Raw genomic sequence first — 25,067 nt, 5'->3', positions numbered from 1 at the left:
ACCATGTTCGAACTCGACGCGTTCCATCTGGCCAGAATTCAGTTCGCTTTTACCGTCTCGTTTCATATCCTTTTTCCTGCGATCACCATCGGCCTCGCCAGCTATCTGGTTGTGCTGGAGGGCATGTGGCTGCGCACCAAAAACGACGTCTGGCGATCGCTGTATCACTTCTGGCTAAAGATATTTGCCGTTAACTTCGGTATGGGGGTCGTTTCCGGATTGGTCATGGCGTACCAGTTTGGCACCAACTGGAGCGGATTCTCACAGTTCGCGGGCAGTATCACCGGTCCACTCCTCACCTATGAAGTCTTAACCGCTTTCTTCCTGGAAGCCGGTTTCCTGGGTGTAATGATGTTCGGCTGGAATAAGGTTGGCCCGGGCCTGCACTTCTTTTCCACCTGCATGGTCGCGCTCGGCACCTTAATGTCGACCTTCTGGATCCTCGCCTCCAACAGCTGGATGCATACGCCGCAGGGGTTCACTATCGAGAACGGACAGGTCATTCCGCAAGACTGGCTGGCAATCGTCTTTAACCCCTCCTTCCCTTATCGCCTGATTCATATGGCTATTGCCGCGTTTCTGAGCAGCGCGCTGTTTGTCGGCGCGTCGGGTGCCTGGCACCTGCTGCGCGGTAACGATACGCCCGCCATCCGAACCATGTTCTCGATGGCCATGTGGATGGCGCTGCTGGTCGCCCCCATCCAGGCGGTGGTGGGCGATATGCACGGCCTGAACACGCTTGAGCATCAGCCCGCCAAAATCGCCGCCATTGAGGGACACTGGGAAAATCCGCCCGGCGAGGCCACCCCACTGCTGCTGTTTGGCCTGCCGGATATGGAGGAGGAACGCACCAAATACGGCCTCGAGATCCCCGCGCTCGGCAGCCTGATCCTGACGCATAGCCTGGATAAACAGGTTCCGGCCCTGAAAGATTTCCCGAAAGAAGATCGCCCAAACTCGACCATCGTTTTCTGGTCGTTCCGCATCATGGTCGGGATGGGGCTGCTGATGATTACCCTCGGTCTGCTCAGCCTCTGGCTACGCTACCGTCACCGGCTTTTCCACTCGCGCCCGTTCCACTGGTTTGCGCTCTGCATGGGGCCAGCGGGTCTGCTGGCGCTGCTCGCCGGCTGGGTGACCACCGAAGTGGGCCGTCAACCGTGGGTGGTCTATGGTTATCTGCGCACGATAGATGCGGTCTCCCTGCACAGTACTCTGCAAATGAGCATCAGCTTGCTGGCCTTCTTCGTTGTCTACTCGTCGGTGTTCGGCGTGGGGTATGTTTACCTCATCAGGTTGATTAAGAAAGGTCCGCAGCCCGTCGATACGCTGACGTCAAACACGTCGGGCACTCCCGCCCGTCCGCTGTCTGCCGCGGAGTCCGTTTCAGAACAGGAGAGAATCTGATGGGCGTTGATATCGCTGTTATCTGGTTTGCCATCATCGTCTTTGCCACGCTGATGTACATCATTATGGATGGCTTTGATTTGGGCATCGGTCTGCTGTTTAACTTCGTGGGCGATGCCAGGGAACGCGATGTGATGGTTAACAGCGTGGCCCCGGTGTGGGACGGTAACGAAACCTGGCTGGTGCTCGGCGGCGCGGGATTGTTCGGCGCGTTTCCGCTGGCCTACGCGGTGATTATTGATGCGTTGACCATCCCCCTCACCGCCATGCTCATCGGCCTCATCTTTCGCGGCGTCGCCTTTGAGTTCCGTTTTAAAGCGACGCCCTCACACCGCAAATTCTGGGACTACTCCTTCGCAGGCGGGTCCTTGCTCGCCACCTTCAGCCAGGGGATCGTCGTAGGGGCAGTGATCAATGGCTTTGACGTGGAAGGCCGGCGCTTTGTCGGCTCTGCGCTTGACTGGCTGACGCCCTTCAATCTTTTCTGTGGCATCGGGCTGGTCGTTGCCTATACGCTGCTGGGGACCACCTGGCTCATAATGAAAAGCGAAGGCGCACTGCAAAACCGCATGCGCGAGCTGACGCGCCACGTGCTGCTGGCACTGGTGGTGGTTATTGCGGTGGTCAGCGTCTGGACGCCGCTTGGCTGGCAGTACGTGGCCGACCGCTGGTTTACCTTGCCCAACTTCTTCTGGTTCCTGCCGGTTCCCCTGCTGGTAGGGCTGTTTACGGTGCTGATCTGGCGGTTGACCCGCAACCCGGCCAGCCACTCGCGTCCGTTCCTGCTCACGCTGGGGCTGATCTTCCTCGGTTTTAGCGGCCTGGGTATCAGCCTGTGGCCAAACATTATTCCGCCCCATATCACCCTGTGGGAAGCCGCGGCACCGCCCGCCAGCCAGCTGTTTATGCTGGTCGGCACCCTGCTGATCATTCCGGTGATTCTGGTGTACACCGCCTGGAGCTACTACGTCTTCCGGGGCAAAGTGTCGGATACTGAAGGCTATCACTGAGGAACGCTATGACAGACTGGCATACACGGGCCATTATTTATCAAATTGATACCGCACTGTTTTATGATATGAACGGCGATGGTTGTGGAGACATCGCCGGAATTGCGGCCAAGCTGCGTTATATCCGCCGCATGGGCGCGACGGTTATCTGGATCACCCCATTTTACCTCACCCCCTTTCTGGACGAAGGCTACGACGTTAGCGACCATCTGCAGGTGGATCCGCGCTTCGGTAAACTGGCCGATATCATCGCCTTTATCGAACAGGCCCGGGAGCTGGGCATGCAGGTCATAATTGAGCTGCTGATCCAGCATACCTCAGACGCGCATCCGTGGTTCCAGCAGGCCCGCCGAAACCCGGCATCCCCCTATCGTGATTACTACCTCTGGTCGGACAACGACGATGACGACACGCCCCCAATGTTTCCCGGCGTGGAAAAGAGCGTCTGGAGCTGGGACGACGAGGCGGGACAGTACTACCGGCATATGTTTTATCGCCATGAGCCGGATCTGAACCTGACCTCGCCTGCGGTACTTAAAGAGATTGAGAACATCATTCTGTTCTGGCTTAAGCTGGGGGTGTCGGGCTTTCGCCTGGATGCCGCCACCCACCTCACCAGACAGGCAGGAAACGGTGACGAAAAAAAAGGGCTGTGGATCCTGGAGCATATGCGCCGTCTTATTGAGCAACGTAATCCAGACGCTATCCTGCTGGGTGAAGTCGACGTCGACGTCAAGACGTATAAAGACTACTTCGGCAAGAACGATCGCCTGAATCTGGTGCTCAATTTCTGGCTCAATAAGTATTTCTACGTCAGCCTGGCGAGGAAAAGCGCCCGTCCGCTGCGTAATGCGGTGAAAAAGATGATCGTCCCGCCCGACTCATGCTGTTTTGCCAACTGGCTGCGCAATCATGACGAGCTGGATCTGGAGGGCATTAGTCAGAAAGATAAGCAGTTTGTCCTTGATACCTTCGCCCCTGACGAAGAGATGAACGTCTATCAGCGCGGGATCCGCCGCCGCCTGGCGCCGATGCTGAATGGCGATCACAAGCGACTGGCGTTCTGTCACGCCGTGCTCTTTTCCTTGCCGGGTGTCCCGGTGATGCGCTACGGGGATGAGATCGGCATGGGCGACGACCTGGAACTGGAAGAGCGTTACGCCGTTCGTACGCCGATGCAGTGGGCCGGATCGGCGGGGGGCGGTTTTTCCGCGGCCAATCCGGAAAAATTTATTGCCCCCATCATCGATCGCGGCCCGTATCGCTATCAGAAAATCAACGTCGCTGATTCGCTGCTTCACCGCAACTCGCTTCTGCACCGAATCATGGATATTGCCAATACCCGCTCAGAGTTCCCCGAAATTGCCGTTGCGCCCTTTCGTCTCATTACCCTCGATCATGACGCGGTGCTGGGGCTGTATTACGAGACCGATGAACGCAGCATCCTGACCTTCGTCAACTTCAGCGACCAGCCGGTGAAGTTCGCCGCAAAAGGGATCCGCAATGCCACCTGGACTGCCTGTCTCTCGGACAAACGCTACGACGACGCGCTGGTGTGCGGCAAAACCGTCGAGCTCACTCTTGGCGGCTACGGTTACCGCTGGTTCTGGACCCACCGTAGCGCGCTGCGCTGATTATCTTCTCCCTCGAATTATCAGGCGGGTCAGCATAATCCCCGCCACCGCGAGGGCGCCCAGTGCCACCTTGCCAGGCATACCGGAGGTGACAGACGGGGCTCGGTTCTTCGCCTCGTCTGTAAAACGGCCATGGATTTTGTGCAGATCATTAACCGGCTGGTCAAGATAGTCCCGGCGATCCGGTGCGTTCAGATCGTCGGTCATCTGACCTTCCCAGGCTTTTTTAACCATCAGCCGGTCAAGTAAACCCGGGAAAAGAAATTGCCCGACGATCGACTGAATCGTGCTGCTTCCCACCCACAGTTCCCGTACCGGTTTTTGTGCAACCTTAAAGATGGCGCGGGCGGCGACTTCGGGCTCAAAAACCGGTGGCACCGGGCGCATCGCCCAGGCGAACTTATTCCTCGCCCATTCGAACTGCGGCGTGTTAAGCCCCGGCATCTGAACCATCGAAAGCTGAACCCGGCTGTTTTCATGCATCAGTTCGGTACGCACCGCATCGGTGAAGCCGCGGATCGCCGCTTTGGCGCCACAGTAAGCGGACTGCAAAGGAATGGAACGGTAGGCCAGCGCGGATCCCACCTGGATAATCACGCCTCTGTCGCGGGGCACCATCAGCTCCAGCGCGGCGCGAGTGCCGTTGACAAAGCCGAGGTAGGTCACGTCAGTCACACGACGAAACTCATCCGGCGTAAGGGTGCGAAACGGTGCCAGCACGGCGCCCATGGCATTGTTAACCCACACGTCAATCGCCCCAAGGCGATACTCAATCTCGTTAGCCGCATCCACCACCGCCTGACTGTCGGCGACGTCCGCCTGCACCGCGTGGGCATTGACCCCAAAGCGCTTTAATTCCTCCTGAGTGGAGTGCAGGCTGGCTTCATCGCGGGCGATAAGTCCCACATCGTAGCCCGCCTTTGCAAAGTGCAGTGCCGTGGCTTTTCCCACGCCCGCCGTCCCGCCAGTAATCACTATGACAGCCATACAACCTCCACGTGAATTTACCCGATATTGTCGTCCGACAAGGTTGTTACCAGTTCAGCCAGCGCAAAATGCACCGCTTTTTCCACCACGTCCTGACAGTCACCGGAGAAAAGAACGGTGCGGGTTTTCGTCTCGCCGCAAATATTCCAGCCAAAGCAGACCGTCCCTGCCGCCGTCCCATCGTCGCCCCCTTCAGGGCCTGCGTATCCGCTGATGGCAATGCTGATATCCGCCTGGGCCATATCGCGGATACTGGCGGCCATCTCGCCCACCGTCGGTTCGCTGACGGCGGTATAGCGCGCCAGCGTTTCAGAACGCACGCCGAGGATCCGCGCTTTTGCTTCATCGCTGAACACCACCAGCCCGACATCATAAAAATCGGCGGTGTTCTCTTCAGCGCACAACGCGACCGAGAGCTTTCCCCCCGTACAGGATTCCGCCGTGGTTAAGCGCAGCCCGGCATCGGTTAATTTACTCGCCAGCTTTTTCGTTAATTCACTTACGGTATAATGATCGTCGTGAAAAAGATTGCTCATTTTGCCGCCTCTTATTTCTCAAAAGGAATGATTGAAATATGCCCATTACGTTCGAATATGGCATATTTGATTTCACTCATTTTTGTAATGCCATTATTCTGACGCGCTGACACCAGAATATCATCACAGGATACGTCGACTTTTTTGAGTTTATCCGCTAACGGCACGCCATTCTCTACCAGAATGACGGGATTACCATCCAGAATATTTTCCACCGGGGAAAAATATTTCTTCATCAACCCAAAGAGAATATCCACTACCACCAGCGTGGTAATCGTTATCATCGCCCCGGTGACAGAAAAGTCCTGCCCCAGAAGCGCCTGCTGCGTGGCTTCACTAATAATTAACAGTAGAATAAGGTCAAAGCTGGTCATCTGTAGCAGCGCGCGTCGCCCCGCCACTTTAAATACCACCACGAGAAACAGATAAATCGCCAGCGCACGAAAGACCATATCCATATCAGCCTCCTACGGGTAAATAAATTGCCAGACGGTGATCTCCGGCTCGTTGTTTGCGCGGATGACAGTATTCCACTTACCGGCCCGGGTCGGGGTCGTGAAGTACAACACGGAGAACCTGTCTGACTTCTGGAGCGTGTCATAGACGAAATAAAGGGTTTTCCCACGGCTATACATTCTGTCCGGCTGCGGCCAGACGCTGCCGGGTTCGTAAACGTCGCTGCGCTCGCTGGTGATGCTGAGCGTGAAGTGACCCGCCGTTTTCACCGGAAACGTAAATTGCATCCTTGACTCGGTCTCCCGACGGCCAAAACGTTCATAGTGAATGGTCAGAGATTTAGCAGAATTGGTCCTGGACGTGTCGCTCACCATGCCGCTGGAAAACAGACCGGCCATCGCTGCGATGATAATACCTAAAAGCAGCACAAAACCCACCTGGCGAAATGCATATTCAAACCTGAGCAAGCGATAACTCTCATCTATCCCGGGTAACTTTTCATTTTCACGCTTCATGGTTGTCGTCACCGTTTCGCTTATTTTATGAGTGTTTTGATTTCAAAAGAGATTGTTTTTAAGACTTATCACATTTGCCACATAAAGGAATAGCAACAATACTTAATAAGTCAAGACACCCAAAAATGAAGGATATCAGATGAAATTATCACTTATTTCCGCTTTTTTGATATTTTTGGTTCCATCAGCATGGGCAGATAATAACGGCGGGTTACAAAAAGGTGACGCGCCGCCCCCGCCTCACGCGCTGGATAGCGGATATCGTGGAACGGATGATGCGCGTATTATGACCATCGATCAGGCAAAACAAATGCATGACGGTGCGACAATTTCATTACGCGGTAATCTTATTGATGGTAGCGGCGATAAGTTTGTATTCCAGGATAAAACCGGAAAAATCGACGTTATTATTCCCCAGGCAGTCTTCGACGGCAGAACGGTAAAACCCGACCAGATGATCAGTATCAACGGTTCGCTTGATAAAAAATCATCTCCTGCCGTAGTCCGTGTTGATCGTTTGCAGAAATAATTCAGCGAAGCGTTAACGCTGCAACTATCCATCAAATCTCACCCCTTGGCTTAAGGAGTCAGCTATGAGTGATACTACACAACGTACGAACGCTTACCCGCAACCCCCGTTCCCGGAACAGCCGCAAACGCCGCCGGGACTGGCATCAGAGATGCAACCTGTACCCGATCATGGGGAAAAAAGCTACAAAGGGCATGGCCGCCTTACCGGCAAAAAAGCGCTGATCACCGGGGGTGACTCCGGGATAGGTCGCGCGGTGGCTATCGCCTATGCCCGTGAAGGGGCTGACGTTGCCATCAACTATTTACCTGAAGAGGAAAAAGACGCCGCAGAGGTGATCGCGCTGATCAAAGCGGAAGGACGCAAAGCCATCGCGCTGCCGGGGGATATCCGGGATGAAACCTTCTGTCAGAATCTGGTCGAGGAAGCCGTCTCGAAGCTGGGTGGCCTGGATATTCTGATCAATAACGCGGGTCGTCAGCAGTACCGGGAATCCCTGGAAGAGCTCACCACAGAAGACTTTGACGCGACGTTTAAAACCAACGTTTATGCCCCCTTCTGGATCACCAAGGCGGCGCTGCGCCATCTGAAGGCGTCGTCCGTTATCATTAACACCTCCTCGGTTCAGGCAGTGAAGCCCAGCCCCGTGCTGCTGGACTACGCCCAGACGAAAGCCTGTCTGGCCGTATTTACGAAATCCTTAGCCAAACAGCTGGGTCCAAAAGGCATTCGCGTCAACGCGGTGGCGCCTGGACCGTACTGGACGGTGCTGCAGTCAAGCGGCGGTCAGCCAATGGAAAAAGTGAAGGAGTTTGGCGGCGATACGCCACTGGGGCGTCCGGGTCAGCCGGTAGAAATTGCTCCGCTGTATGTCACGCTGGCCTCGGATGCGTGTTCCTATACGTCCGGTCAGGTGTGGTGTTCTGACGGCGGGGATGGCGTGATCTAATGGGGTACTGATGTAACCCCTCGGCAATGAGCAATAAATGAACAAGGACGTTCGCCTGCAGCCCCTCCCGAAAAACATGTTGTAACTCAAACAGATCAAATGTTAAAAATATTTTGCTATCAGGTTATCAAAATTAAACAACTTAACTTGTCACCCGCATCGCTCTGTTTTTAACATCGCCTATGGAAAAAAATGGTCTGTTCAGTCAGCGCATACGCTTGCGCCATTTGCATACATTTGTGGCCGTCGCTCAACAGGGAACGCTGGGGCGAGCGGCTGAAACCCTTAATCTGAGCCAGCCTGCGCTCTCAAAAACCCTTAACGAGCTGGAACAGCTCACCGGCGCCCGTCTTTTCGATCGCGGTCGGTTGGGCGCACAGCTTACCCTCGTGGGCGAACAGTTCCTGACGCACGCCGTTAAGGTGCTGGATGCGCTCAACACCGCAGGCCAGTCCCTGCACAGAAAAGAAGAGCACACCAGTGACGTGGTACGTGTGGGTGCCTTGCCTACCGCAGCGCTGGGCATTTTGCCGCCCGTGATTGGTCAATTCCACAAGCAGCAACGGCATACCACGATTCAGGTTGCCACCATGAATAACACCATGCTGCTCGCGGGGCTCAAATCGGGGGAACTGGATCTGGGTATCGGTCGTATGTCTGACCCTGAACTGATGGGCGGTCTCAATTACGAACTGCTGTTTCTGGAATCCCTGAAGCTGGTGGTGCGTCCCGACCATCCTTTACTGCAGGATACCGTGACGTTAAGCCGCGTCATGGAATGGCCCGTGGTGGTCTGCCCGAAAGGCACCGTCCCGCGCCAGGCCGCCGAAAACTTGCTGCAAATGCAGGGATGTACACTACCCTCAGGGTGTATCGAAACGCTGTCGGCCTCGCTGTCACGCCAGCTCACCCTCGATTATGACTACGTCTGGTTCGTTCCCTCCGGTGCGGTAAAAGATGATTTGCGTCAGGGAACCCTGACCGCTCTGCCGGTGACCGCCCCGGGTGCCGGTGAACCTATCGGCATTTTAACCCGCGTAGACACGCCGCTCTCAACGGGTGCGCAGACGCTGCTGAGCGCCATCCGTAAATCCATGCCGGTTTGAATTCTTCCCTTCACCCTAACCCTCTCCCCAACGGGGCGAGGGATCTGTCCTGTGCGCTAATCAAATAATGCGGAATGATTCATTAACAATTGCGTAAAACAATTTAACAGTTTTATCATAGCCACGAATTCACCAAATGGTTCGTAAATCTTTTGATAAAGATGAATTCACCCGTGTTAATCATTATTCCCGCCGATTTTATTACCCAACTGGTACACCCGGCATAGCGGTGGGATCTAAGGAGACAGAAATGGCATTTGGCAGCGCGCCACGTGGGATACCGCGTATCCTGCAGTGGCTTCTTGCCGGACTGATGTTGCTCATCGGTCTGGCCGTCGGCGGGCTGGGGTTTAAGCTCGCCACCGTGGGCGGAAGTTGTTACTTCCTGATAATGGGCGTGGTAATGGTGATTGCCGCGATCCTGATTTTCCTCAATCGCACCAGCGGGATTGTCCTTTACAGCATCGCGTTTATTGCCTCGCTGGTCTGGGCGGTAAGCGATGCGGGCTGGGATTTCTGGCCGCTCTTCTCCCGCCTGTTTACCTTCGCCGTACTGGCTTTCCTTTGTGCCATCGTCTGGCCTTACCTGCGTGGAGCAAACCACAATTCCCCCAACAAGGCGCCTGCTTTTAGCGTTGCGGCGGTCCTGGCCGTGGCGATGCTGGTTAGCCTTGGCTGGATGTTTAAGCCCCAGACTCTCGTGGCGGCGAATGAACCCGTTCCGGTTAAACCCGTCACACCCGGTGAGCAGCAAAAGAACTGGGCGCACTGGGGCAACACCACACACGGTGACCGCTTCGCCGCACTGGATCAAATTAACAAGCAAAACGTCAGCGAACTGAAAGTCGCCTGGATTGCCCATACCGGCGATATTCCACAGAGCAACGGCTCTGGCGCGGAAGACCAGAACACGCCTTTACAGATTGGCGATACGCTGTACGTTTGTACCCCGTACAGTAAAGTGCTGGCGCTGGACGTGGACTCCGGGAAAGAAAAATGGCGCTACGATTCTAAAGCCACCGCGCCTAACTGGCAGCGCTGCCGCGGTCTGGGCTATTTTGAAGACCACCATAACGTGACAACGTCACAGGAAACCGCGCAGCCTGCCGCATGCCCTCGCCGTCTGTTCCTGCCGACCACCGATGCCCGCCTGATTGCCATCAATGCGGATAACGGCAAGGTCTGCGAAGATTTTGGCGAACACGGCACCGTGGATCTGAGCATCGGTATGGGTGAGATCAAGCCGGGATATTATCAGCAGACCTCCACGCCGCTGGTCGCCGGGAACGTGGTCGTCGTCGGCGGTCGCGTCGCGGATAACTTCTCCACCGGCGAACCCCCGGGCGTGGTACGTGCGTATGACGTTCACACCGGTAAGCTGGCCTGGGCGTGGGATCCGGGTAATCCGAACCTGACCGGCCTGCCGCCGGAAGGACAGACCTACACCCGCGGTACGCCAAATGTCTGGTCGGCCATGTCTTACGACGCCAAACTGAACCTGATTTATCTGCCAACCGGCAACGCCACCCCGGATTTCTGGGCGGGTGAGCGTACCGCGCTGGACGATAAATACAGCTCTTCTATCGTCGCCGTTGATGCCACCACCGGCCAGGTGCGCTGGCATTTCCAGACCACCCACCACGATCTGTGGGACTTCGACCTGCCTTCCCAGCCGCTGCTGTATGACCTGCCTGACGGCAAAGGCGGCACCACGCCTGTACTGGTGCAGACCAGCAAGCAGGGCATGATCTTTATGCTCAACCGCGAAACCGGTAAGCCGGTCGCGAAGGTAGAAGAGCGTCCGGTACCGGCTGGTAACGTTGAAGGTGAACGCTACTCACCCACCCAGCCGTATTCCGTCGGCATGCCGATGATTGGCAACCAGACGCTGACTGAATCCGACATGTGGGGCGCGACGCCTGTCGACCTGCTGCTGTGCCGTATTCAGTTTAAAGAGATGCGTCATCAGGGTGTCTTCACCCCGCCGGGTCTTGACCGTTCCCTGCAGTTCCCTGGCTCGCTGGGCGGAATGAACTGGGGCAGCGTCTCGGTTGACCCGAACAACAGCCTGATGTTCGTCAACGATATGCGCCTCGGACTGGCAAACTACATGGTGCCGCGCGCTAACGTGGCGAAAGACGCCAGCGGCATTGAGATGGGCATCGTCCCGATGGACGGCACGCCGTTCGGCGCAATGCGTGAACGTTTCCTGTCACCGCTCGGCATTCCGTGCCAGAAACCGCCGTTCGGCACCATGTCCGCGGTCGATCTGAAATCCGGCAAACTGGTGTGGCAGGTGCCTGTCGGTACGGTGGAAGACACCGGCCCTCTGGGCATTCGCATGCACATGCCTATCCCAATCGGGATGCCAACGCTGGGCGCGTCGCTCTCAACCCAGTCCGGCCTGCTGTTCTTCGCCGGTACTCAGGATTTCTACCTGCGTGCGTTTGATACCGCCACCGGAAAAGAGATCTGGAAAGACCGACTGCCGGTTGGCAGCCAGTCCGGGCCGATGACTTACGTCTCACCGAAAACCGGTAAACAGTACATCATCATTAACGCCGGGGGCGCTCGCCAGTCACCGGATCGCGGTGATTACGTTATCGCATACGCGTTACCTGATAAGAAATAAGCTGTGAAAAAGGGACCGAAGGGTCCCTTTTTTTGTAGGTCGATTTTGTAGGTCGGGTAAGCGAAGCGCCACCCGACACTGCTGGCGACTCAGAACGTCTCCCAGTTATCTCCGGAAACCGTCGCCGCCGGGCGCAACGGCGCGTTCTTCGCCACTGGCACAGACGTCACCGCGCGGCCAGGCTTAGCGCCGCTTAAACGAAACGCCCCCACCGCCTCGGTCAGACGTGCGCCCTGTTCTTCCAGGGATGCCGCGGCTGCGGATGCTTCTTCCACCAGCGAGGCGTTCTGCTGGGTCACTTTATCCATCTCCGAAATCGCCTGGCTGACCTGCACAATACCGCGGCTCTGCTCATCCGATGCGGCGGCAATTTCCAGCATGATGTCGGTCACGCGCTTAACCGCGTCGACGATTTCATTCATGGTGTTACCCGCAGCCACCACCTCACCCGACCCCTGATCGATAAGGGAAACCGACTCATTGATCAGGCTTTCGATCTCTTTTGCCGCGTTGGCGCTACGGCTTGCCAGCGTACGCACTTCACTGGCTACCACCGCAAATCCACGCCCCTGTTCACCCGCGCGCGCCGCTTCTACCGCCGCGTTCAGTGCCAGAATATTGGTCTGGAAAGCAATGCTGTTAATCACGGCGGTAATCTCAGAGATCTTCTTCGAACTGCTGGAGATGTTGCCCATCGTTTTGACCACGCCGGAGACCATCTGGCCGCCACGGCTGGCTTTTCCGGAGGCATCTTCCGCCAGCTTGCTGGCATGATGCGCGTTATCAGCGTTCTGTTTCACCGTGGCGGTTAACTGTTCCATGCTCGCGGCGGTCTGCTCAATGGCCGCGGCCTGCTGCTCGGTGCGCGAAGAGAGGTCAGTATTACCGGCAGAAATCTCGCTGGTTCCGCGATAGATCTCCTCCGCGCCCTGACGCACGGTGCCAACCGTTGTTTCGAGGGAGTGCTGCATGGTTTGCAGATCGCGCGTCAGACGGCCAATTTCGCTGCGTCCGACCACATCGTCCGGCATCGTCAGGTCACCTTTTGCAATATTCTCGATACGTTTCGCAGCACGCTGTAGCGGATGAATGACCGTGCGGCGCAGCACAACGAAGGTCATCGCGGTCAATACCAGCGCCAGCACAAACGCGCCCACCATAAACATCAGCCCCAGCTGCGTGCGGCTGTGCGCCTGCGCCGTTAGCGCATTGGCACGGTCGGTGCGGATCTTAATCGCCTTCAGTAGCACGGCATTGTAAGCGTCATCCAGCGGGCGCGCGGTTTCATTTTCGTGGTTGATGATCGCTTCGAACATGCCGTTTTTGGCAAATTTGACCATCGGCTGCATGCCCGCGATATAGGCGTCGTAGCGCGCTTTCAGGTCAGCATCCAGCGCTTCGTCTTCAGCGGTACGCACGGAGCGATTCATATACGCGTTAAAGCTATCCTGGGACTGCTTGATACGCGTTTCCGCCTCGCTGATGTTCTGCTTCATCGCATCCATCTCTGCGATACGGCTTGCCGCGCCGGCGTGGATCAGATTGATACGCGCGGTGCGCAGATGGTTTGAGCTGTTCGACAGCCCCATACGCACCTGAATCTCTGATGTGACATCCTGCAGATCGTTATCGGCCTGCAGCAGGAAATATCCCGCCAGACCCGAGCTCAAGGCAAACAGCAAAATAATGCCACCGAGAATGGAGGAAAACAGCGGAACCAGCCTGATGTGATGCAAGAAGCCCAGCTTACGCTGCGCCTGCATCGAAGTAGTGTTGTCCATGACCGTCGACTCTCTTATAGGTAAGATGCGTAAAAACACGCCTGTTAAGTAGTCATCGGCACGGCAGGAATTTAGATTACGGCTAAAAACGCCGCACTGGTCACACTTTAGAGAAGATTATTAAAGAAATGCCAGCGGCTAAAAACCGCTGGCAGAAGAGTTACTTGTCGCCGAAATGAATAACGGTACGGATGGATTTTCCGTCGTGCATCAGATCAAACGCTTCGTTGATCTGCTCCAGCGGCAAACGGTGAGTAATGAACGGATCGAGCTGAATCTTACCGATCATAGCATCTTCAACCATCCCCGGAAGCTGGGTACGGCCCTTCACGCCGCCAAACGCGGAACCGCGCCACACGCGTCCGGTGACCAGCTGGAATGGACGGGTTTTAATCTCCTGACCCGCGCCGGCCACACCAATAATGATGCTCTCGCCCCAGCCTTTGTGGCAGCATTCCAGCGCGGAACGCATGACGTTAACGTTGCCGATACACTCAAAGCTGAAGTCCACGCCGCCGTCGGTCATCTCAACAATGACATCCTGAATCGGTTTTTCGTGATCTTTCGGGTTAACGAAATCGGTCGCGCCCATTTCACCCGCCAGTTTGAATTTCTCCGGGTTAGTATCGACCGCAATAATACGCCCGGCCTTCGCCTGCACCGCGCCCTGAATCACCGCCAGACCAATGCCGCCGAGACCGAACACCGCCACGGTATCGCCCTCTTTGACTTTTGCCGTGTTATGGACCGCGCCAATGCCGGTCGTCACGCCGCAGCCCAGCAGGCAGACTTTATCCAGCGGCGCCTGCGGGTTCACCTTCGCCAGAGAGATCTCCGCGCAAACGGTATACTCGCTGAAGGTGCTGGTGCCCATGTAGTGGTAAATCGGCTCGCCGTTATAAGAGAAACGGGTCGTCCCGTCCGGCATCAGCCCTTTGCCCTGCGTGGCGCGAACAGCCTGGCAGAGGTTGGTCTTGCCGGATTTACAGAACTTACACTCGCCGCATTCCGCCGTGTACAGCGGGATAACGTGATCGCCAGGCTTCAGGCTGGTCACGCCCTCGCCCACCTCCACAACGATCCCGCCGCCTTCGTGTCCCAGTACCGCCGGGAAAACACCTTCCGGATCGTCGCCGGACAGCGTGAACGCATCGGTATGGCAAACGCCGGTATGGGTAATTTTGATCAGCACTTCGCCTTTTTTCGGTGGTGCGACGTCGATTTCAACGATTTTCAGCGGCTGGCCGGGGCCAAATGCAACAGCAGCGCGAGATTTCATAGGTCTTCCCTTTTTGTCAGGTGTGTGGGTTTATTTTAGATAAGAGCGCAGCAAATGGCCGACTTCTGCCATGCGCACGGCTCGCTGATCCGGCGTTGTCTCTCCCGTCACCAGCTCATCTTTGAGATGAATTTCTACCATTTCGCCCATCAGGCCATTGGCAGCACCGCGCACGGCCGCAATTTGCTGCAGGATAGCCAGACAGGGATCGCCCGACTCCAGTGCGCGTTCAAGGGCATCGACTTGGCCCCGAATGCGACGGACGCGAGTAAGAATACGTTTTTTATCTTCGGGTGAATGCGGCATACGCCCTCCTGATACTATAGGGGGGTATGGTATCAATGAAATCAACTTTTTGTAAACATGAAGTTTTATAGGGTTATTGCATGGGTTTATGCGATATGGGTAAAAGACCATATTATGACAAATGACGAATCAGGATGAGTGCTCCTCGGTATGCGAAATAACTACCACAACAAGGCGCTCTTAAAACTTATTTATGTCGATGTATTATCGGCAACATTCTCACCAGCGTGTTATCACGAACGAAGTAATGATGAAATAATGCGGCCAGAGCATGGAAACCGACAAGAAAATACCCGGCATTTGCAATAAACTCATGCACTTCTTTGAGGGTATGCTGTGCATCTGTATTAAGATAGGTGGCTATAGGCATTTTTATTCCAAAAAAGGACCATTCAATCTGCCCAAAGTAAAGCGATGCAATCCCCAGCAACGGTAACAGGAGAAACATTAAATACAACAATCCGTGTATTATTTTTGACGCCACAATTTGCCAGCGTGGTGGTGGTGGTATAATTTCAGGGTCGCGATGTGTCATTTTCAGGACAACCCGGATAACCATTAGCAACATAACGCTAAAGCCCGCAGTATAGTGCACTATCGCCATAGTTACACGGATCGGGCTACCCTTAACCGCCAGCCCTTTTAACTCCATAGCTGCATAGGCGATAATAATGGCTACAAATACAAGCCAGTGCAATGCGATCTGACTGCTGGCGTAATTTCTGTTCATTGCTCAATCCTTTTTTTCGAGTATACGCCAGTATGTGTTGTTTATTCTTAAGAATACCTTAATTTCATTCACGACTTACAACATAAGAAAAAAACTTTCTTAAGGTTGTCATAATATTAATCGCTCATATTGAAGAGACTCATATGAGAGGTCTCATGATGCGAATAATGCCCCCCTACACTCTTAAATGGCTTCACGGTGAACACGAACAGAATGATATTTCAGCGTTAATCCGTGAAAACTATCAGCAGGTTTATCAGGCTTCGATTTCCCGTTGCATGCCATGGCTTATTGGCCTTTACGATGCAAATGGTGAACTTAAGGCTGCCAGTGGCGTACATATCGCCTCTCAGGGATCTCTTTATCTGGAAAAATATCTCGATAGCCCCATTGAGGTAACGCTTTCGTCACGGCTGTCGCAATCTGTTTCTCGCGCCGCAATTGTCGAAATTGGAAATTTTGCAGCGAGGGATGGTGCAAGTGCACGAATCATGTTTGCAGCGCTCTGCCAGGTCCTTACTGAGTATCAATTTTCATGGATCGTGTTTACCGGTACGAAAAAAATTCGCAATACCTTTCATCGACTTAATTTGAATCCCATCCTCATCATGCCGGCCAATCCCGCTCGCCTTGGGAATGATGCACATGAATGGGGAAAATACTATCAATATGACCCACAAATTATGGCCGGTGAACTGGCTGGCGGTCATTCTGCGCTAACTCAGGGCAGTCTATTGATGAAGTTAATAAACACTTTACCCGAGGCTCCATGGACTAATCTGTCGGGAGAACATCATGTTTCTTAACGCACTGAAACAGCAAGCTCTTCAATACCCTGATCAAACTGCTCTTAGGGGTGAAACAACGTTATGGAGCTGGAAGCAATATTTAGAGGCAGTCGTAAACGCCGCATCGTTGCTCCACGCCCTGGGGATTAGAAGGCTGGCGCTTGAGCTTGATAATAGTCCGGAGTGGGCCATTATCGATCTTGCCTGTATATCTGTCGGGATCGTCATTGTACCCATTCCTCCCTTTTTCTCGGAAACGCAAAAAGAATGGGTGCGTGCTTCAGCGTCGATTGATGCGCAAATTGGTGGTGAGAGTATGTCTGGATGGCACAGACATGATTTCCCATTCGGTAAGCTGCAGGTTAGACAGTTAACTGCCCCAACGTCGTTGCCTGTGGGGACATCCAAGATTACCTTTACCTCGGGAACCACCGGTGAACCTAAAGGCGTGTGCCTGAGTCAGAAGGGAATGTTATGGACCGCGCAAACACTCGCTACCGCTCTGCGTCCAATCGCACCGGAGAAACATCTTGTCAGCCTGCCGCTCAGCATTCTGCTCGAGAATTTGTGCGGAATCTATATCCCATTATTAATGGGTGCAGAAACAGTGATATTACCCACGGCTCAGACAGGCTTTGAGGGTTCAAGTCAATTTAACCCCAAACGTTTTTTACAGGCCTTAATGACATGGCAACCTGAAAGCCTGGTTCTTGTACCTGAAATATTACGGGTGTTAGTCCATCTGCATCAGGTGGCGCCTGAAAGTACACGTTCTCTGCGCTTCGTGGCCGTGGGTGGCGGGAAAATTCCGACGCCGTTAATGGAACTGGCAGCAAATGCAGGCTTACCCGTTTTTGAAGGCTATGGGTTATCAGAGTGCGGTTCTGTTGTCGCTCTTAATTTGCCTGGTTCTTCCAAAAAGAGCAGCGTTGGCAAACCTCTGCCAGGTATAAACGTTACCGTTGATCCCTTACAGCAACTACACGTAACGAGTCCAGCCAATGCCCTGGGGTATCTCGGGGAGGAATCACAAAATACAACGGTTCCTACTGGCGACCTTGCAAGCGTTGATGATGATGGATTTATTCATATTATTGGCCGTTTAAAAAACGTTCAGATAAACGCATACGGTCGCAATTTTTCTCCAGAATGGCCTGAAGCAGAAGCGATGGCATGCCCTGCTGTGCGCCGTGTAGTCATTTTTGGTGATGGTTTAACACGTAACGTTGCGCTTGTTGATGCTTTTGAAGGACAAAAGGAGCTGGCGCGTCAACAGTTAATGCGTATCTCCGCGCATCTTCCAGACTACGCGCAATTTCACCGATTGCTGTTTACGTCCGAAATATCTTCTCCCGAAATGATTACCGCAAATGGTCGCCCTAAACGAAGCGCCATCTGGCAGTCCCTGAAACATATTATTCTCACCTGCAGCCAGGAAGAAGACGCATGAGCTTTTATCAGGAATTACAGAATCAGACCGCTGTAGAACGTCAACGTTTACTTGATTCACCTGTTATTGCGCGTTGCCAGACAGGCGATATCTCGGCGGAGATGTATATCGCGTTTTTGACACAGGCTTATTATCACGTCAGTCATACCGTTCCGCTACTAATGTGTGCTGGCAGCTGCCTTCCTGCCTCTCACGAAGCCGTACGTGGCGCAATCGCTGAATATATTGATGAGGAATATGGGCATCAGGAGTGGATCCTCAATGATATTCGTGCATGTGGGGGGAATCCTGAGGCAGTAAGAAATGGTATGCCGGGCCTGCCCATCGAAATGATGATCGCTTACCTCTACTACCGAATTGAGCGGGTAAACCCGATGAGCATATTTGGCATGGTGCTCGTGCTGGAAGGCACTAGTGTGTCAATTGCAACAGCTGTTGCGGCTCAGCTGGAAAATACTCTGGCGCTGCCTGAGCAGGCAACCACCTACCTGCGTTCTCACGGAGAACTCGATCAGGGCCATCTGCAATTCTTTGCGTCCCTCATGGATTCAATCACTGACAAGTGCGATCAGGAGGCCATTATCCACACGGCTCGTCGTATTTATCATCTCTACGGACAGATGCTTGACCAACTGGGAGATAACGTCCATGAATCTGCTTAATAAAACCGTTCTGCTAACCGGTGCCAGCGGAGGAATCGGTCAGGCGCTGGCGCGAGAGCTGGCGCATAAAGGCGCGAGACTCTATCTCGTAGGGCGTAATGAAAAGGCAATGTCGCTTTTAAAGAATGCCATTCCTCACCCGGAGCGACACAATATCGCCCTAATGCGCAGCTATTCCGACGAAGAGATATTAGGGCTGGCGAACAGCCTGTCTCAGAATGGTGGGTTGGACATTCTCATCAATAACGCAGGAAGCAGTCGCTTTGCATTGCTTGAACAGCAATCATTCGACGATATTCGTGAACAGATCCGAACCAATATCGAGATTCCTGCCCTTCTGACCCGGGCCTTGCTGGATAAAATGAACAGACCTGGCATCGTGCTTAATATTGGTTCAATTTTTGGGGAAATAGGGCATCCGGCGTGGAGTGTATACAGCGCAACCAAGGCTGCGACACACCGTTTTTCCGAAGCACTTGGTCGGGAATTGCAGGGAAGCGGTATTACCGTTTTGTATGCCGCTCCACGCGCAACAAAAACCACGCTCAACAGCGAACAGGTTTACGCCCTTAACCAAAAACTCGGTAATAACAACGATTCGCCGATTTATGTCGCATCCCAGCTTGCACGGCTTCTTGAAACGGAGCAGAAGCGGTATCGCTTTGGAATTATGGAGCGTCTGTTCGTCAAAATTAATGCCTGGTTTCCTCACGTCGTCGACGGAGCATTAGCAAAAAAATTACCTGTCATTCAGGAATTCGCCAGAAAATCGTTAAAAGGAGAACACAAATGAGAAAACTGTATGCTCTATTTCTTGTTGCAGCAGTTCCGACTGTAGCACTGGCGGACACCTCCCTCGAGGAATTACAACACGATTGGTCTGTGTGCCAGTATCAAACTCTGGAAGCCAAAAAAGAGAACTGCTTTAGTTCACTTAGTCAGAAAGCGCATCAGGCAAGTCAGATGAAAAACAACACAAGCGCACCACTGTTAATTTGGTCTGCAATCATTGATAGCAGCTGGGCTGGCGCAAAAGGTGGTCTGGGAGCATTGAGCCTTGTTAAACAAGCCCGCACTAACCTGGAGAAAGCGATTGAAATTGAACCTAACGCGCTTCAGGGATCAGCCTGGACAAGCCTGGGGGCTCTTTATTATCAGGTTCCCGGGTGGCCAATCGGTTTTGGTGATAAAGACAAAGCTGATGAAATGTTGAAAAAAGCGCTGGCCATCAACCCTGACGGTATAGACCCTAACTATTTCTACGGCGATTACCTTCTAAAAGAGAAAAGAACGGATGAAGCCAGGCGTTTTCTAACCAAAGCACTGAAAGCATCGGCTCGCCCAGGGCGCGAAATCGCTGACAATGGACGCCGTCGTGATATTGAAAGGGATTTGCAAAGCATTCCATAAAACACTTTCGCAGAAAATTACTGGATGCCGTTCGATAATTGACGTCAGAACGGCATACCAGCGACTAACATTCTTTCCGAAACAGGGTCATGTCAATATCAAGAACGCCTCTCTCATTCCTAATCAAATCCTGCGAAACCCTGTTACAAACAAAAATCGCAAGATCGGTCAGGATCCTGCCCGACCGCGCAGGCAAGGACGATACGCTGTCGGGCGTCACACTGGCTCGCTGGATACGATCTCCAACATCAATTTTGTCCACGAGGTGCCGGAACATGCGCTGCAAACGGATATCTATCTGCCGTTAAATTAAGACGGATGACTTCCCCCGCCATCAGCTGAACGTCTTACCGCCTGCGCCAGTTTATGCAGCTCCTCCTTAAGCCAGCGGGTCGCCTCCCGCTGGCCGCTGCGTTTATGCGAGTAAATTTTCACTTCAAACGCGCGGATTGAAAACGGTAAAGCAAATATCCTGAGATCCGCAGCCGCGACCAGCTTCTCAGCCGCAAACCGCGGGATTGCCATCAGCAGATCGCTTTGTGCAACGATAAACGGGGCGCTGAGCATCGACGGCGTTTTGATCGCTATGTGCCGGGTATAGCCCAACTGCTCAAGCCGCAGATCCAGAACCCCTTGTTTCTCATTCCAGGGCGTGACCACCAGATGTCGGGCCGCGAGATAATCCTCCAGCGTCAGCCGTGTCCGGCTGGCGTTACTGATGACCACATACTCATCTTCGAACCAGCCTATCTCCTCCAGTTCCGGATGACGAATATCCTCCGAGGTACTGAACCCGAGCGCCAGATCCACTTCCCCGGCTAATAGCTCCGTCAGCGCCGGGCTGTGGGGCAAATAACGCAATTCAAAACGCAAACCAGGGGCAGCATGCTGCAAGGAGTGCATCAGGGTCGGAAAAACGCAAAGCGCGGTAAAATCCGTAATCGCAATGTGTAAGCTCTCGGTACTGCTGGGGGCGTCAAACTCCGGCTGCGGAGTCAGCTCATGATTCAGGAATGACAGTGCGGAAGCGATGGAAGGTGCGAGCTGAGCAGCATACACGCTGGGGGACATACGATGCCCTTCCCGAAAAAAGAGCGGATCGTTCAGCGTCGCGCGCAGACGCGAAAGCGCATGGCTCAGTGCCGATGTGCTCATCGCCAGCTCATCGGCTGCCAGACGAACAGAACGATGGCGGTAAATCGCGTCGAAAACGGGCAACAGGTTTAAATCAAGACGTCGTAAAGCCGGATGCATAATATTCATCATTTGTTGATTTCATTGCACTTAATTCTTCGGACAATACTCCGTATGCTTAACGCCATCAATCGCGAAACAGACAAAAAGCAGGAATAACAATGAGCATTATCCTTCGTCAGGCCCGTCCCGAAGATGCCGCGGCCATTTACGCCATGATCTACGAGCTGGCAGTCTATGAAAAAGCGCCGGAAGAAGTGGTTACCACGCCAGAGGAGATCCGTGAAACGCTCTTTGGCGCGGGAAGTCACACCGAAGCGTTGATCGCTGAGTATGAAGGCGACATCATCGGCTATGCCGTGTTCTTCACCAGCTATTCAACCTGGCTCGGACGCAACGGGATCTATATGGAAGACCTGTACGTTTCCCCGGAGTATCGCGGTAAAGGCGCGGGAAGAGCGTTACTGAAACATATCGCGCAACTCGCGGTAAAGCGGCAGTGTGGTCGCCTGGAATGGAGCGTTCTGGACTGGAACCAGCCCGCCATTGATTTTTACCTGAGCATTGGCGCGCTGCCGCAGTCTGAATGGGTGCGCTATCGCCTTGATGGCGACGCGCTGCTGAGTTTTGCCGAATAACAGCGTCTCTCTTTGCGAGTCCTTTCGCACAGAGATATATCCGAAAACAGCCCTGCCAGGTGCCGAAATTAACCTTTCGTCTCTCATATCTGCAAAGAGCGGCTATCCTTTAATTATCAACACAAGGAGGCAAAGATGTCTGATTTCGGTACTGATAAAAACACCCAGTTTGCTGAAGATAAAGCAAAAAATAAGCTCGATGAAATTGCAGGTTCTGCACAGCAGCAGTTTGGTGAATTCGTCGATTCACCAAAGCACCAGGTAAAAGGCGCGGCTAAAAAATATGCCGCGCAGGCCAGCGATGCGGTTTCTGATGTAACAGAAGCGGTCAGAAATAACCCGCTAACCGGCCTTATCGCCGCCGGTGCCGTCGGTATTGTTCTCGGCCTGCTACTGGGTCGTAAATAATCAAGGCCCTTCGGGGCTTTATTTTTAGCTAAACTGTCTTACCATGCGATCTAATTCCTCCTCCTTCACAGCCCGTGAGAGATAATATCCCTGAAAGTTTTTCACGCCCAGTTCGACTAATTTTTCAAATTTCTCTTCACTGTCCACCCCTTCAGCAATGCAGTCCGTTCCGGTCATGTCGCTGTATATCTGAATCGCTTTAATCAGATTATAATCGTTGTCGTTCGCCACAAAATGCTCAACGATGTCGCGGTCCAGTTTCAACCCGTCAAAATGCACTTGCCTGACAGGAAACATGGTGTGATGGTTAGAGAAGCAGTCATCCAGAAACAGTCTGCACCCGGTATTACGCAGATGCCGCATGGTTTCAGGGATCTTCTTGTCTTTGGTCACATCGATATCTTCTGCAAATTCAAAGACAAGCTTTTCCGCCCACTGGGGTTTGAGCAACATGCCGATGGCTTTCCGGGCCATCTCCGGCAACGCTTTCCCGGAAGCGAGACGAGGCGGAATATTGACTGAAAAATAGAATTTCCCGTTATATTTATTAATCCCGGACACGGCAGCGTGGATCACCAGGGCCGTTATTTTTAACCATATCTCGTGATTTGAAATGTCATTAAGAAAACAGGCTGGCTTGACTATTTTGCCGTTTTTATTCCAGCGGATCAGTATCTCAAAGCCCACCCCTTTTTTGTCGCGATCGGTAATGATCTGGTAGGCCGGGAAGATCTCCCTTTTCACCAGAGCATTAAAAATATCTGCTTCTTTATCCGTGAATTCTGCTTTAAGACGATGGTTTTTGTGACTTCTTTCCGCTTTGAAGTTATGCGGATCGTTTAACCATCGTTTAATATAATGTAACTTCTGCACACCTTCCTTACGATGGGTATAAACCGTTTTATTAGAAAGTCCTAGCTTTTCGCACAGATCTTTTACGGACATACCGCGGTAGAAATTCAATAAAACGTCAATTTCTCTTCTTGTTAGCCATTTCAGGTTTTCCTGCGGAGAATACCCCAGACAGTGATCGCGTAATAATCGTGAGTGGTCTTTAAACCCCTTATTATGGGTGTGGAAGCAGTTGATGACATCAGAAACGCTGGCGATCCGAATCAGTGATAATTGATGGCTGTTATGTAAAAGGCTACCCAGAGTGCGATATAACCAGCTGTCAGGTATATCACTATAAAGGGTCACGCATCGGATAACAGGCAATGCATTCAGTACGGATGCCAGCCGCGTCAGACTTTCCAGCAGAGTGACAATCCCTTTACCCGGAAACACAACAATATGAGCATGTTGATTATTAAGGATATTTTCCCTATCCCGTTGGCAGACATCATCTCCCTCAAAGTGGATATGCGAAGCGTCTATGCCGTACTTTTTCAGGAGCAAAGCATACCCCTGGAAGGTAAAACCGCAGGTTGAGATGACAAACCGCCGATCGTCGCGAGCAACATTTCTGTGAGAAATTTTGTGGGTCATAACCTGCTCCTGGGCACAAAATCGCCATTCTTATTATGAATACGGAATATGTAATACAGCTGGTGTATAGAATAATTTTACAGTACGCCATCAGGTTAAGATACTGTTATCAACGTTCCGCACCGGAACATCTTTGCGTTAATCACTCTCTCTTCTGTCGACAAATGTAAATATATCTTTCTTTTCAAATAACGACGGCAAAACACTGTTTCTCAGGTATAATGAAAATTCCGAAAAAGAAGACTGGATACTTCATCTATCGGTTCATCAAACACGAGAAAAATGCTATGGATAATCACATCTCATCCAGGGCCTTGCTACATCGACGGGATGTTATAAAAAGCAACCCACGATTTGGTGAGGCAATATTAGAGCACTACACAATTAATGACGCCATCTATAAAAAACAACCTTTGTTCTACAAGACAATGCTTCAGGAAGCGCGGTTCAACATTATTCTCGCCATGTGTTGTTTTATATTTGGCAATCAGGCCGAGTCAGTATCTGAGATTAAAGAGCTATGCTCCCGCTATAAAATAGCCAGCCCTAATAGTGTGATTGCGATCATTACTCTTCTCAGAACCACAGGGCGCATCAAGACCTGGCGCTGTACGGATGACCGTCGTAAAACACGAATAGCCCCGACCGAAAAAGGATTGAGTGAACTTAAACGCTATATGTCCGGTGCATTTTTGCCCGTCAGCATTCTTTATCCGACGTTTAATATTGATGTAAACCTGCTGGATAATGACACATTGAGAAATAATTTTTTCCGCCGCGCAGCGGAATATCTCTTCCGGGGATTAACCTTCAGGAAAGTGTTACCCGAGGTAGGATTATTTATCGATAAAGATGGCGGACGCATGATTATGCTTTATCTTTATCTGCAGGCCATAAAAAACAAATCTGCTCATGGTGCAGTTATTGATTATTCTGCCAGCACGCTCGCGAAAGAATTCTTTGTTTCGCGGATCCACGTCAACCGGATTATCAAAACAGCGCAAGAGGCAGGATATCTGAAAGATCGCGGTGACGGCCGCCTGTCGGTGTATCCGGCTTTTCTCGAACTGGTCGAAAACTATGCCGGACTCTATTTCGCGTATGTCACCCATTACATTAACGTGGTACCGAAAGAACGACGCCACCCCAACAACGTCACATTAACGGTATAA

25 protein-coding genes are annotated in these 25,067 nt (G+C 52.8%); 15 read left to right on the top strand and 10 right to left on the bottom strand.

Translation table 11 applies throughout. The features are described from left to right. The first annotated feature begins 3 nt into the window (after positions 1 to 3). The 3 genes from BFV64_RS11170 to BFV64_RS11160 are packed head-to-tail and all read left to right on the top strand — an operon-like array spanning position 4 to position 4,051. Positions 4 to 1,407: a cytochrome ubiquinol oxidase subunit I gene (locus BFV64_RS11170; RefSeq protein WP_014883789.1), complete on the top strand. Its 1,404-nt coding sequence runs from the start codon at positions 4 to 6 to the stop codon at positions 1,405 to 1,407. Then, positions 1,407 to 2,417: a cytochrome d ubiquinol oxidase subunit II gene (gene cydB, locus BFV64_RS11165; RefSeq protein ID WP_014883788.1), complete on the top strand. Its 1,011-nt coding sequence runs from the start codon at positions 1,407 to 1,409 to the stop codon at positions 2,415 to 2,417. Before BFV64_RS11170 ends, cydB begins: the two co-directional genes overlap by 1 nt. A gap of 8 nt (positions 2,418 to 2,425) precedes the next feature. Further along, complete coding sequence (locus tag BFV64_RS11160) at positions 2,426 to 4,051, top strand: alpha-amylase family protein (protein ID WP_069602077.1); 1,626 nt, start codon at positions 2,426 to 2,428, stop codon at positions 4,049 to 4,051. Here BFV64_RS11160 and BFV64_RS11155 read toward each other — a convergent pair whose 3' ends face one another. From BFV64_RS11155 to BFV64_RS11140, 4 genes are read right to left on the bottom strand one after another with little or no spacing between them, the layout of a single operon-like run. Next, positions 4,052 to 5,038 carry an SDR family oxidoreductase gene (locus BFV64_RS11155; RefSeq protein ID WP_014883787.1) on the bottom strand — a complete coding sequence of 329 codons (987 nt, stop codon included), beginning with the start codon at positions 5,036 to 5,038 and terminating at the stop codon, positions 4,052 to 4,054. It abuts the gene before it with no gap. Between the two features lie 17 nt (positions 5,039 to 5,055). Continuing rightward, a complete protein-coding gene (locus BFV64_RS11150; protein WP_014883786.1) occupies positions 5,056 to 5,574 on the bottom strand; it encodes a 2-oxo-tetronate isomerase in 519 nt (172 codons plus the stop codon). 11 nt (positions 5,575 to 5,585) lie between these two features. Next, on the bottom strand, positions 5,586 to 6,032 hold the full coding sequence (locus tag BFV64_RS11145) for a DUF421 domain-containing protein (RefSeq protein WP_014883785.1): 447 nt from the start codon (positions 6,030 to 6,032) through the stop codon (positions 5,586 to 5,588). Positions 6,033 to 6,041: 9 nt separating this feature from the next. After that, on the bottom strand, positions 6,042 to 6,545 hold the full coding sequence (locus BFV64_RS11140; RefSeq protein WP_014883784.1) for a hypothetical protein: 504 nt from the start codon (positions 6,543 to 6,545) through the stop codon (positions 6,042 to 6,044). Positions 6,546 to 6,684: 139 nt separating this feature from the next. Here BFV64_RS11140 and BFV64_RS11135 point away from each other — a divergent pair, with 139 nt between their 5' ends. The 4 genes from BFV64_RS11135 to BFV64_RS11120 all read left to right on the top strand — a co-directional run bounded on the left by BFV64_RS11135 (position 6,685) and on the right by BFV64_RS11120 (position 11,761). Beyond that, on the top strand, positions 6,685 to 7,074 hold the full coding sequence (locus BFV64_RS11135; RefSeq protein WP_014883783.1) for a YdeI family stress tolerance OB fold protein: 390 nt from the start codon (positions 6,685 to 6,687) through the stop codon (positions 7,072 to 7,074). 64 nt (positions 7,075 to 7,138) lie between these two features. Beyond that, positions 7,139 to 8,023, top strand: a complete 885-nt coding sequence (locus BFV64_RS11130; protein WP_014883782.1) for an SDR family oxidoreductase — start codon at positions 7,139 to 7,141, stop codon at positions 8,021 to 8,023. A gap of 182 nt (positions 8,024 to 8,205) precedes the next feature. After that, the gene (locus BFV64_RS11125) at positions 8,206 to 9,129 is read left to right on the top strand and encodes a LysR substrate-binding domain-containing protein (protein WP_014883781.1); all 924 of its coding nucleotides are present in this window, start codon (positions 8,206 to 8,208) and stop codon (positions 9,127 to 9,129) included. 250 nt (positions 9,130 to 9,379) lie between these two features. Beyond that, positions 9,380 to 11,761: a glucose/quinate/shikimate family membrane-bound PQQ-dependent dehydrogenase gene (locus BFV64_RS11120; protein ID WP_045282086.1), complete on the top strand. Its 2,382-nt coding sequence runs from the start codon at positions 9,380 to 9,382 to the stop codon at positions 11,759 to 11,761. 89 nt (positions 11,762 to 11,850) lie between these two features. Here BFV64_RS11120 and BFV64_RS11115 read toward each other — a convergent pair whose 3' ends face one another. The 4 genes from BFV64_RS11115 to BFV64_RS11100 all read right to left on the bottom strand — a co-directional run bounded on the left by BFV64_RS11115 (position 11,851) and on the right by BFV64_RS11100 (position 15,857). Continuing rightward, the gene (locus BFV64_RS11115) at positions 11,851 to 13,542 is read right to left on the bottom strand and encodes a methyl-accepting chemotaxis protein (protein ID WP_069602076.1); all 1,692 of its coding nucleotides are present in this window, start codon (positions 13,540 to 13,542) and stop codon (positions 11,851 to 11,853) included. A gap of 160 nt (positions 13,543 to 13,702) precedes the next feature. Then, complete coding sequence (locus BFV64_RS11110) at positions 13,703 to 14,821, bottom strand: S-(hydroxymethyl)glutathione dehydrogenase/class III alcohol dehydrogenase (protein WP_069602075.1); 1,119 nt, start codon at positions 14,819 to 14,821, stop codon at positions 13,703 to 13,705. Positions 14,822 to 14,851: 30 nt separating this feature from the next. Then, entirely contained in the window at positions 14,852 to 15,127 is a 276-nt protein-coding gene (locus BFV64_RS11105; protein WP_003857256.1) for a metal/formaldehyde-sensitive transcriptional repressor, read from the bottom strand. A 187-nt stretch (positions 15,128 to 15,314) separates the two neighbouring features. After that, a complete protein-coding gene (locus tag BFV64_RS11100) occupies positions 15,315 to 15,857 on the bottom strand; it encodes a cytochrome b (protein ID WP_047027363.1) in 543 nt (180 codons plus the stop codon). A gap of 167 nt (positions 15,858 to 16,024) precedes the next feature. Between BFV64_RS11100 and BFV64_RS11095 the strand changes: the two genes are divergently transcribed. The 5 genes from BFV64_RS11095 to BFV64_RS11075 are packed head-to-tail and all read left to right on the top strand — an operon-like array spanning position 16,025 to position 20,167. After that, positions 16,025 to 16,663, top strand: a complete 639-nt coding sequence (locus BFV64_RS11095) for a thermostable hemolysin (protein WP_230688497.1) — start codon at positions 16,025 to 16,027, stop codon at positions 16,661 to 16,663. After that, on the top strand, positions 16,653 to 18,095 hold the full coding sequence (locus BFV64_RS11090) for an AMP-binding protein (RefSeq protein ID WP_047027364.1): 1,443 nt from the start codon (positions 16,653 to 16,655) through the stop codon (positions 18,093 to 18,095). The genes BFV64_RS11095 and BFV64_RS11090 overlap by 11 nt, the downstream gene beginning before the upstream one ends. Then, positions 18,092 to 18,757, top strand: a complete 666-nt coding sequence (locus BFV64_RS11085) for an iron-containing redox enzyme family protein (RefSeq protein WP_069602074.1) — start codon at positions 18,092 to 18,094, stop codon at positions 18,755 to 18,757. The genes BFV64_RS11090 and BFV64_RS11085 overlap by 4 nt, the downstream gene beginning before the upstream one ends. Next, complete coding sequence (locus BFV64_RS11080; RefSeq protein WP_032636602.1) at positions 18,744 to 19,550, top strand: SDR family oxidoreductase; 807 nt, start codon at positions 18,744 to 18,746, stop codon at positions 19,548 to 19,550. Before BFV64_RS11085 ends, BFV64_RS11080 begins: the two co-directional genes overlap by 14 nt. Beyond that, a complete protein-coding gene (locus BFV64_RS11075; RefSeq protein ID WP_137984537.1) occupies positions 19,547 to 20,167 on the top strand; it encodes a tetratricopeptide repeat protein in 621 nt (206 codons plus the stop codon). Before BFV64_RS11080 ends, BFV64_RS11075 begins: the two co-directional genes overlap by 4 nt. Positions 20,168 to 20,476: 309 nt before the next feature. On the opposite strand, the gene BFV64_RS11070 is transcribed toward BFV64_RS11075, so the two are convergent. Continuing rightward, complete coding sequence (locus tag BFV64_RS11070) at positions 20,477 to 21,433, bottom strand: LysR family transcriptional regulator (RefSeq protein ID WP_069602073.1); 957 nt, start codon at positions 21,431 to 21,433, stop codon at positions 20,477 to 20,479. Between the two features lie 89 nt (positions 21,434 to 21,522). Between BFV64_RS11070 and BFV64_RS11065 the strand changes: the two genes are divergently transcribed. Both BFV64_RS11065 and BFV64_RS11060 read left to right on the top strand, forming a co-directional pair. Continuing rightward, entirely contained in the window at positions 21,523 to 21,999 is a 477-nt protein-coding gene (locus tag BFV64_RS11065) for a GNAT family N-acetyltransferase (protein WP_047625442.1), read from the top strand. 135 nt (positions 22,000 to 22,134) lie between these two features. Continuing rightward, positions 22,135 to 22,407, top strand: a complete 273-nt coding sequence (locus BFV64_RS11060; RefSeq protein ID WP_014883773.1) for an ElaB/YgaM/YqjD family protein — start codon at positions 22,135 to 22,137, stop codon at positions 22,405 to 22,407. A 24-nt stretch (positions 22,408 to 22,431) separates the two neighbouring features. Here BFV64_RS11060 and BFV64_RS11055 read toward each other — a convergent pair whose 3' ends face one another. After that, positions 22,432 to 23,895, bottom strand: a complete 1,464-nt coding sequence (locus BFV64_RS11055) for an EAL domain-containing protein (RefSeq protein WP_045268119.1) — start codon at positions 23,893 to 23,895, stop codon at positions 22,432 to 22,434. Positions 23,896 to 24,182: 287 nt separating this feature from the next. Here BFV64_RS11055 and BFV64_RS11050 point away from each other — a divergent pair, with 287 nt between their 5' ends. Continuing rightward, on the top strand, positions 24,183 to 25,067 hold the full coding sequence (locus BFV64_RS11050; protein ID WP_069602479.1) for a MarR family transcriptional regulator: 885 nt from the start codon (positions 24,183 to 24,185) through the stop codon (positions 25,065 to 25,067).

Source organism: Enterobacter kobei (genome assembly GCF_001729765.1).
In the GTDB taxonomy this organism is placed as follows: domain Bacteria; phylum Pseudomonadota; class Gammaproteobacteria; order Enterobacterales; family Enterobacteriaceae; genus Enterobacter; species Enterobacter kobei.
This window is presented reverse-complemented; position numbering and strand designations above follow the sequence as displayed.

Excerpts from the sequence above, each read along its gene's own strand:
- cydB (WP_014883788.1), top strand. The coding sequence starts at position 1,407 with ATGGGCGTTGATATCGCTGTTATCTGGTTTGCCATCATCGTCTTTGCC.
- BFV64_RS11050 (WP_069602479.1), top strand. The coding sequence starts at position 24,183 with ATGGATAATCACATCTCATCCAGGGCCTTGCTACATCGACGGGATGTT.
- BFV64_RS11075 (WP_137984537.1), top strand. The coding sequence starts at position 19,547 with ATGAGAAAACTGTATGCTCTATTTCTTGTTGCAGCAGTTCCGACTGTA.
- BFV64_RS11150 (WP_014883786.1), bottom strand. The coding sequence starts at position 5,574 with ATGAGCAATCTTTTTCACGACGATCATTATACCGTAAGTGAATTAACG.
- BFV64_RS11080 (WP_032636602.1), top strand. The coding sequence starts at position 18,744 with ATGAATCTGCTTAATAAAACCGTTCTGCTAACCGGTGCCAGCGGAGGA.
- BFV64_RS11160 (WP_069602077.1), top strand. The coding sequence starts at position 2,426 with ATGACAGACTGGCATACACGGGCCATTATTTATCAAATTGATACCGCA.
- BFV64_RS11155 (WP_014883787.1), bottom strand. The coding sequence starts at position 5,038 with ATGGCTGTCATAGTGATTACTGGCGGGACGGCGGGCGTGGGAAAAGCC.
- BFV64_RS11090 (WP_047027364.1), top strand. The coding sequence starts at position 16,653 with ATGTTTCTTAACGCACTGAAACAGCAAGCTCTTCAATACCCTGATCAA.
- BFV64_RS11110 (WP_069602075.1), bottom strand. The coding sequence starts at position 14,821 with ATGAAATCTCGCGCTGCTGTTGCATTTGGCCCCGGCCAGCCGCTGAAA.
- BFV64_RS11130 (WP_014883782.1), top strand. The coding sequence starts at position 7,139 with ATGAGTGATACTACACAACGTACGAACGCTTACCCGCAACCCCCGTTC.
- BFV64_RS11170 (WP_014883789.1), top strand. The coding sequence starts at position 4 with ATGTTCGAACTCGACGCGTTCCATCTGGCCAGAATTCAGTTCGCTTTT.
- BFV64_RS11120 (WP_045282086.1), top strand. The coding sequence starts at position 9,380 with ATGGCATTTGGCAGCGCGCCACGTGGGATACCGCGTATCCTGCAGTGG.
- BFV64_RS11100 (WP_047027363.1), bottom strand. The coding sequence starts at position 15,857 with ATGAACAGAAATTACGCCAGCAGTCAGATCGCATTGCACTGGCTTGTA.
- BFV64_RS11085 (WP_069602074.1), top strand. The coding sequence starts at position 18,092 with ATGAGCTTTTATCAGGAATTACAGAATCAGACCGCTGTAGAACGTCAA.
- BFV64_RS11065 (WP_047625442.1), top strand. The coding sequence starts at position 21,523 with ATGAGCATTATCCTTCGTCAGGCCCGTCCCGAAGATGCCGCGGCCATT.
- BFV64_RS11095 (WP_230688497.1), top strand. The coding sequence starts at position 16,025 with ATGCCCCCCTACACTCTTAAATGGCTTCACGGTGAACACGAACAGAAT.
- BFV64_RS11115 (WP_069602076.1), bottom strand. The coding sequence starts at position 13,542 with ATGGACAACACTACTTCGATGCAGGCGCAGCGTAAGCTGGGCTTCTTG.
- BFV64_RS11140 (WP_014883784.1), bottom strand. The coding sequence starts at position 6,545 with ATGAAGCGTGAAAATGAAAAGTTACCCGGGATAGATGAGAGTTATCGC.
- BFV64_RS11135 (WP_014883783.1), top strand. The coding sequence starts at position 6,685 with ATGAAATTATCACTTATTTCCGCTTTTTTGATATTTTTGGTTCCATCA.
- BFV64_RS11125 (WP_014883781.1), top strand. The coding sequence starts at position 8,206 with ATGGAAAAAAATGGTCTGTTCAGTCAGCGCATACGCTTGCGCCATTTG.
- BFV64_RS11105 (WP_003857256.1), bottom strand. The coding sequence starts at position 15,127 with ATGCCGCATTCACCCGAAGATAAAAAACGTATTCTTACTCGCGTCCGT.
- BFV64_RS11145 (WP_014883785.1), bottom strand. The coding sequence starts at position 6,032 with ATGGATATGGTCTTTCGTGCGCTGGCGATTTATCTGTTTCTCGTGGTG.
- BFV64_RS11055 (WP_045268119.1), bottom strand. The coding sequence starts at position 23,895 with ATGACCCACAAAATTTCTCACAGAAATGTTGCTCGCGACGATCGGCGG.
- BFV64_RS11060 (WP_014883773.1), top strand. The coding sequence starts at position 22,135 with ATGTCTGATTTCGGTACTGATAAAAACACCCAGTTTGCTGAAGATAAA.
- BFV64_RS11070 (WP_069602073.1), bottom strand. The coding sequence starts at position 21,433 with ATGATGAATATTATGCATCCGGCTTTACGACGTCTTGATTTAAACCTG.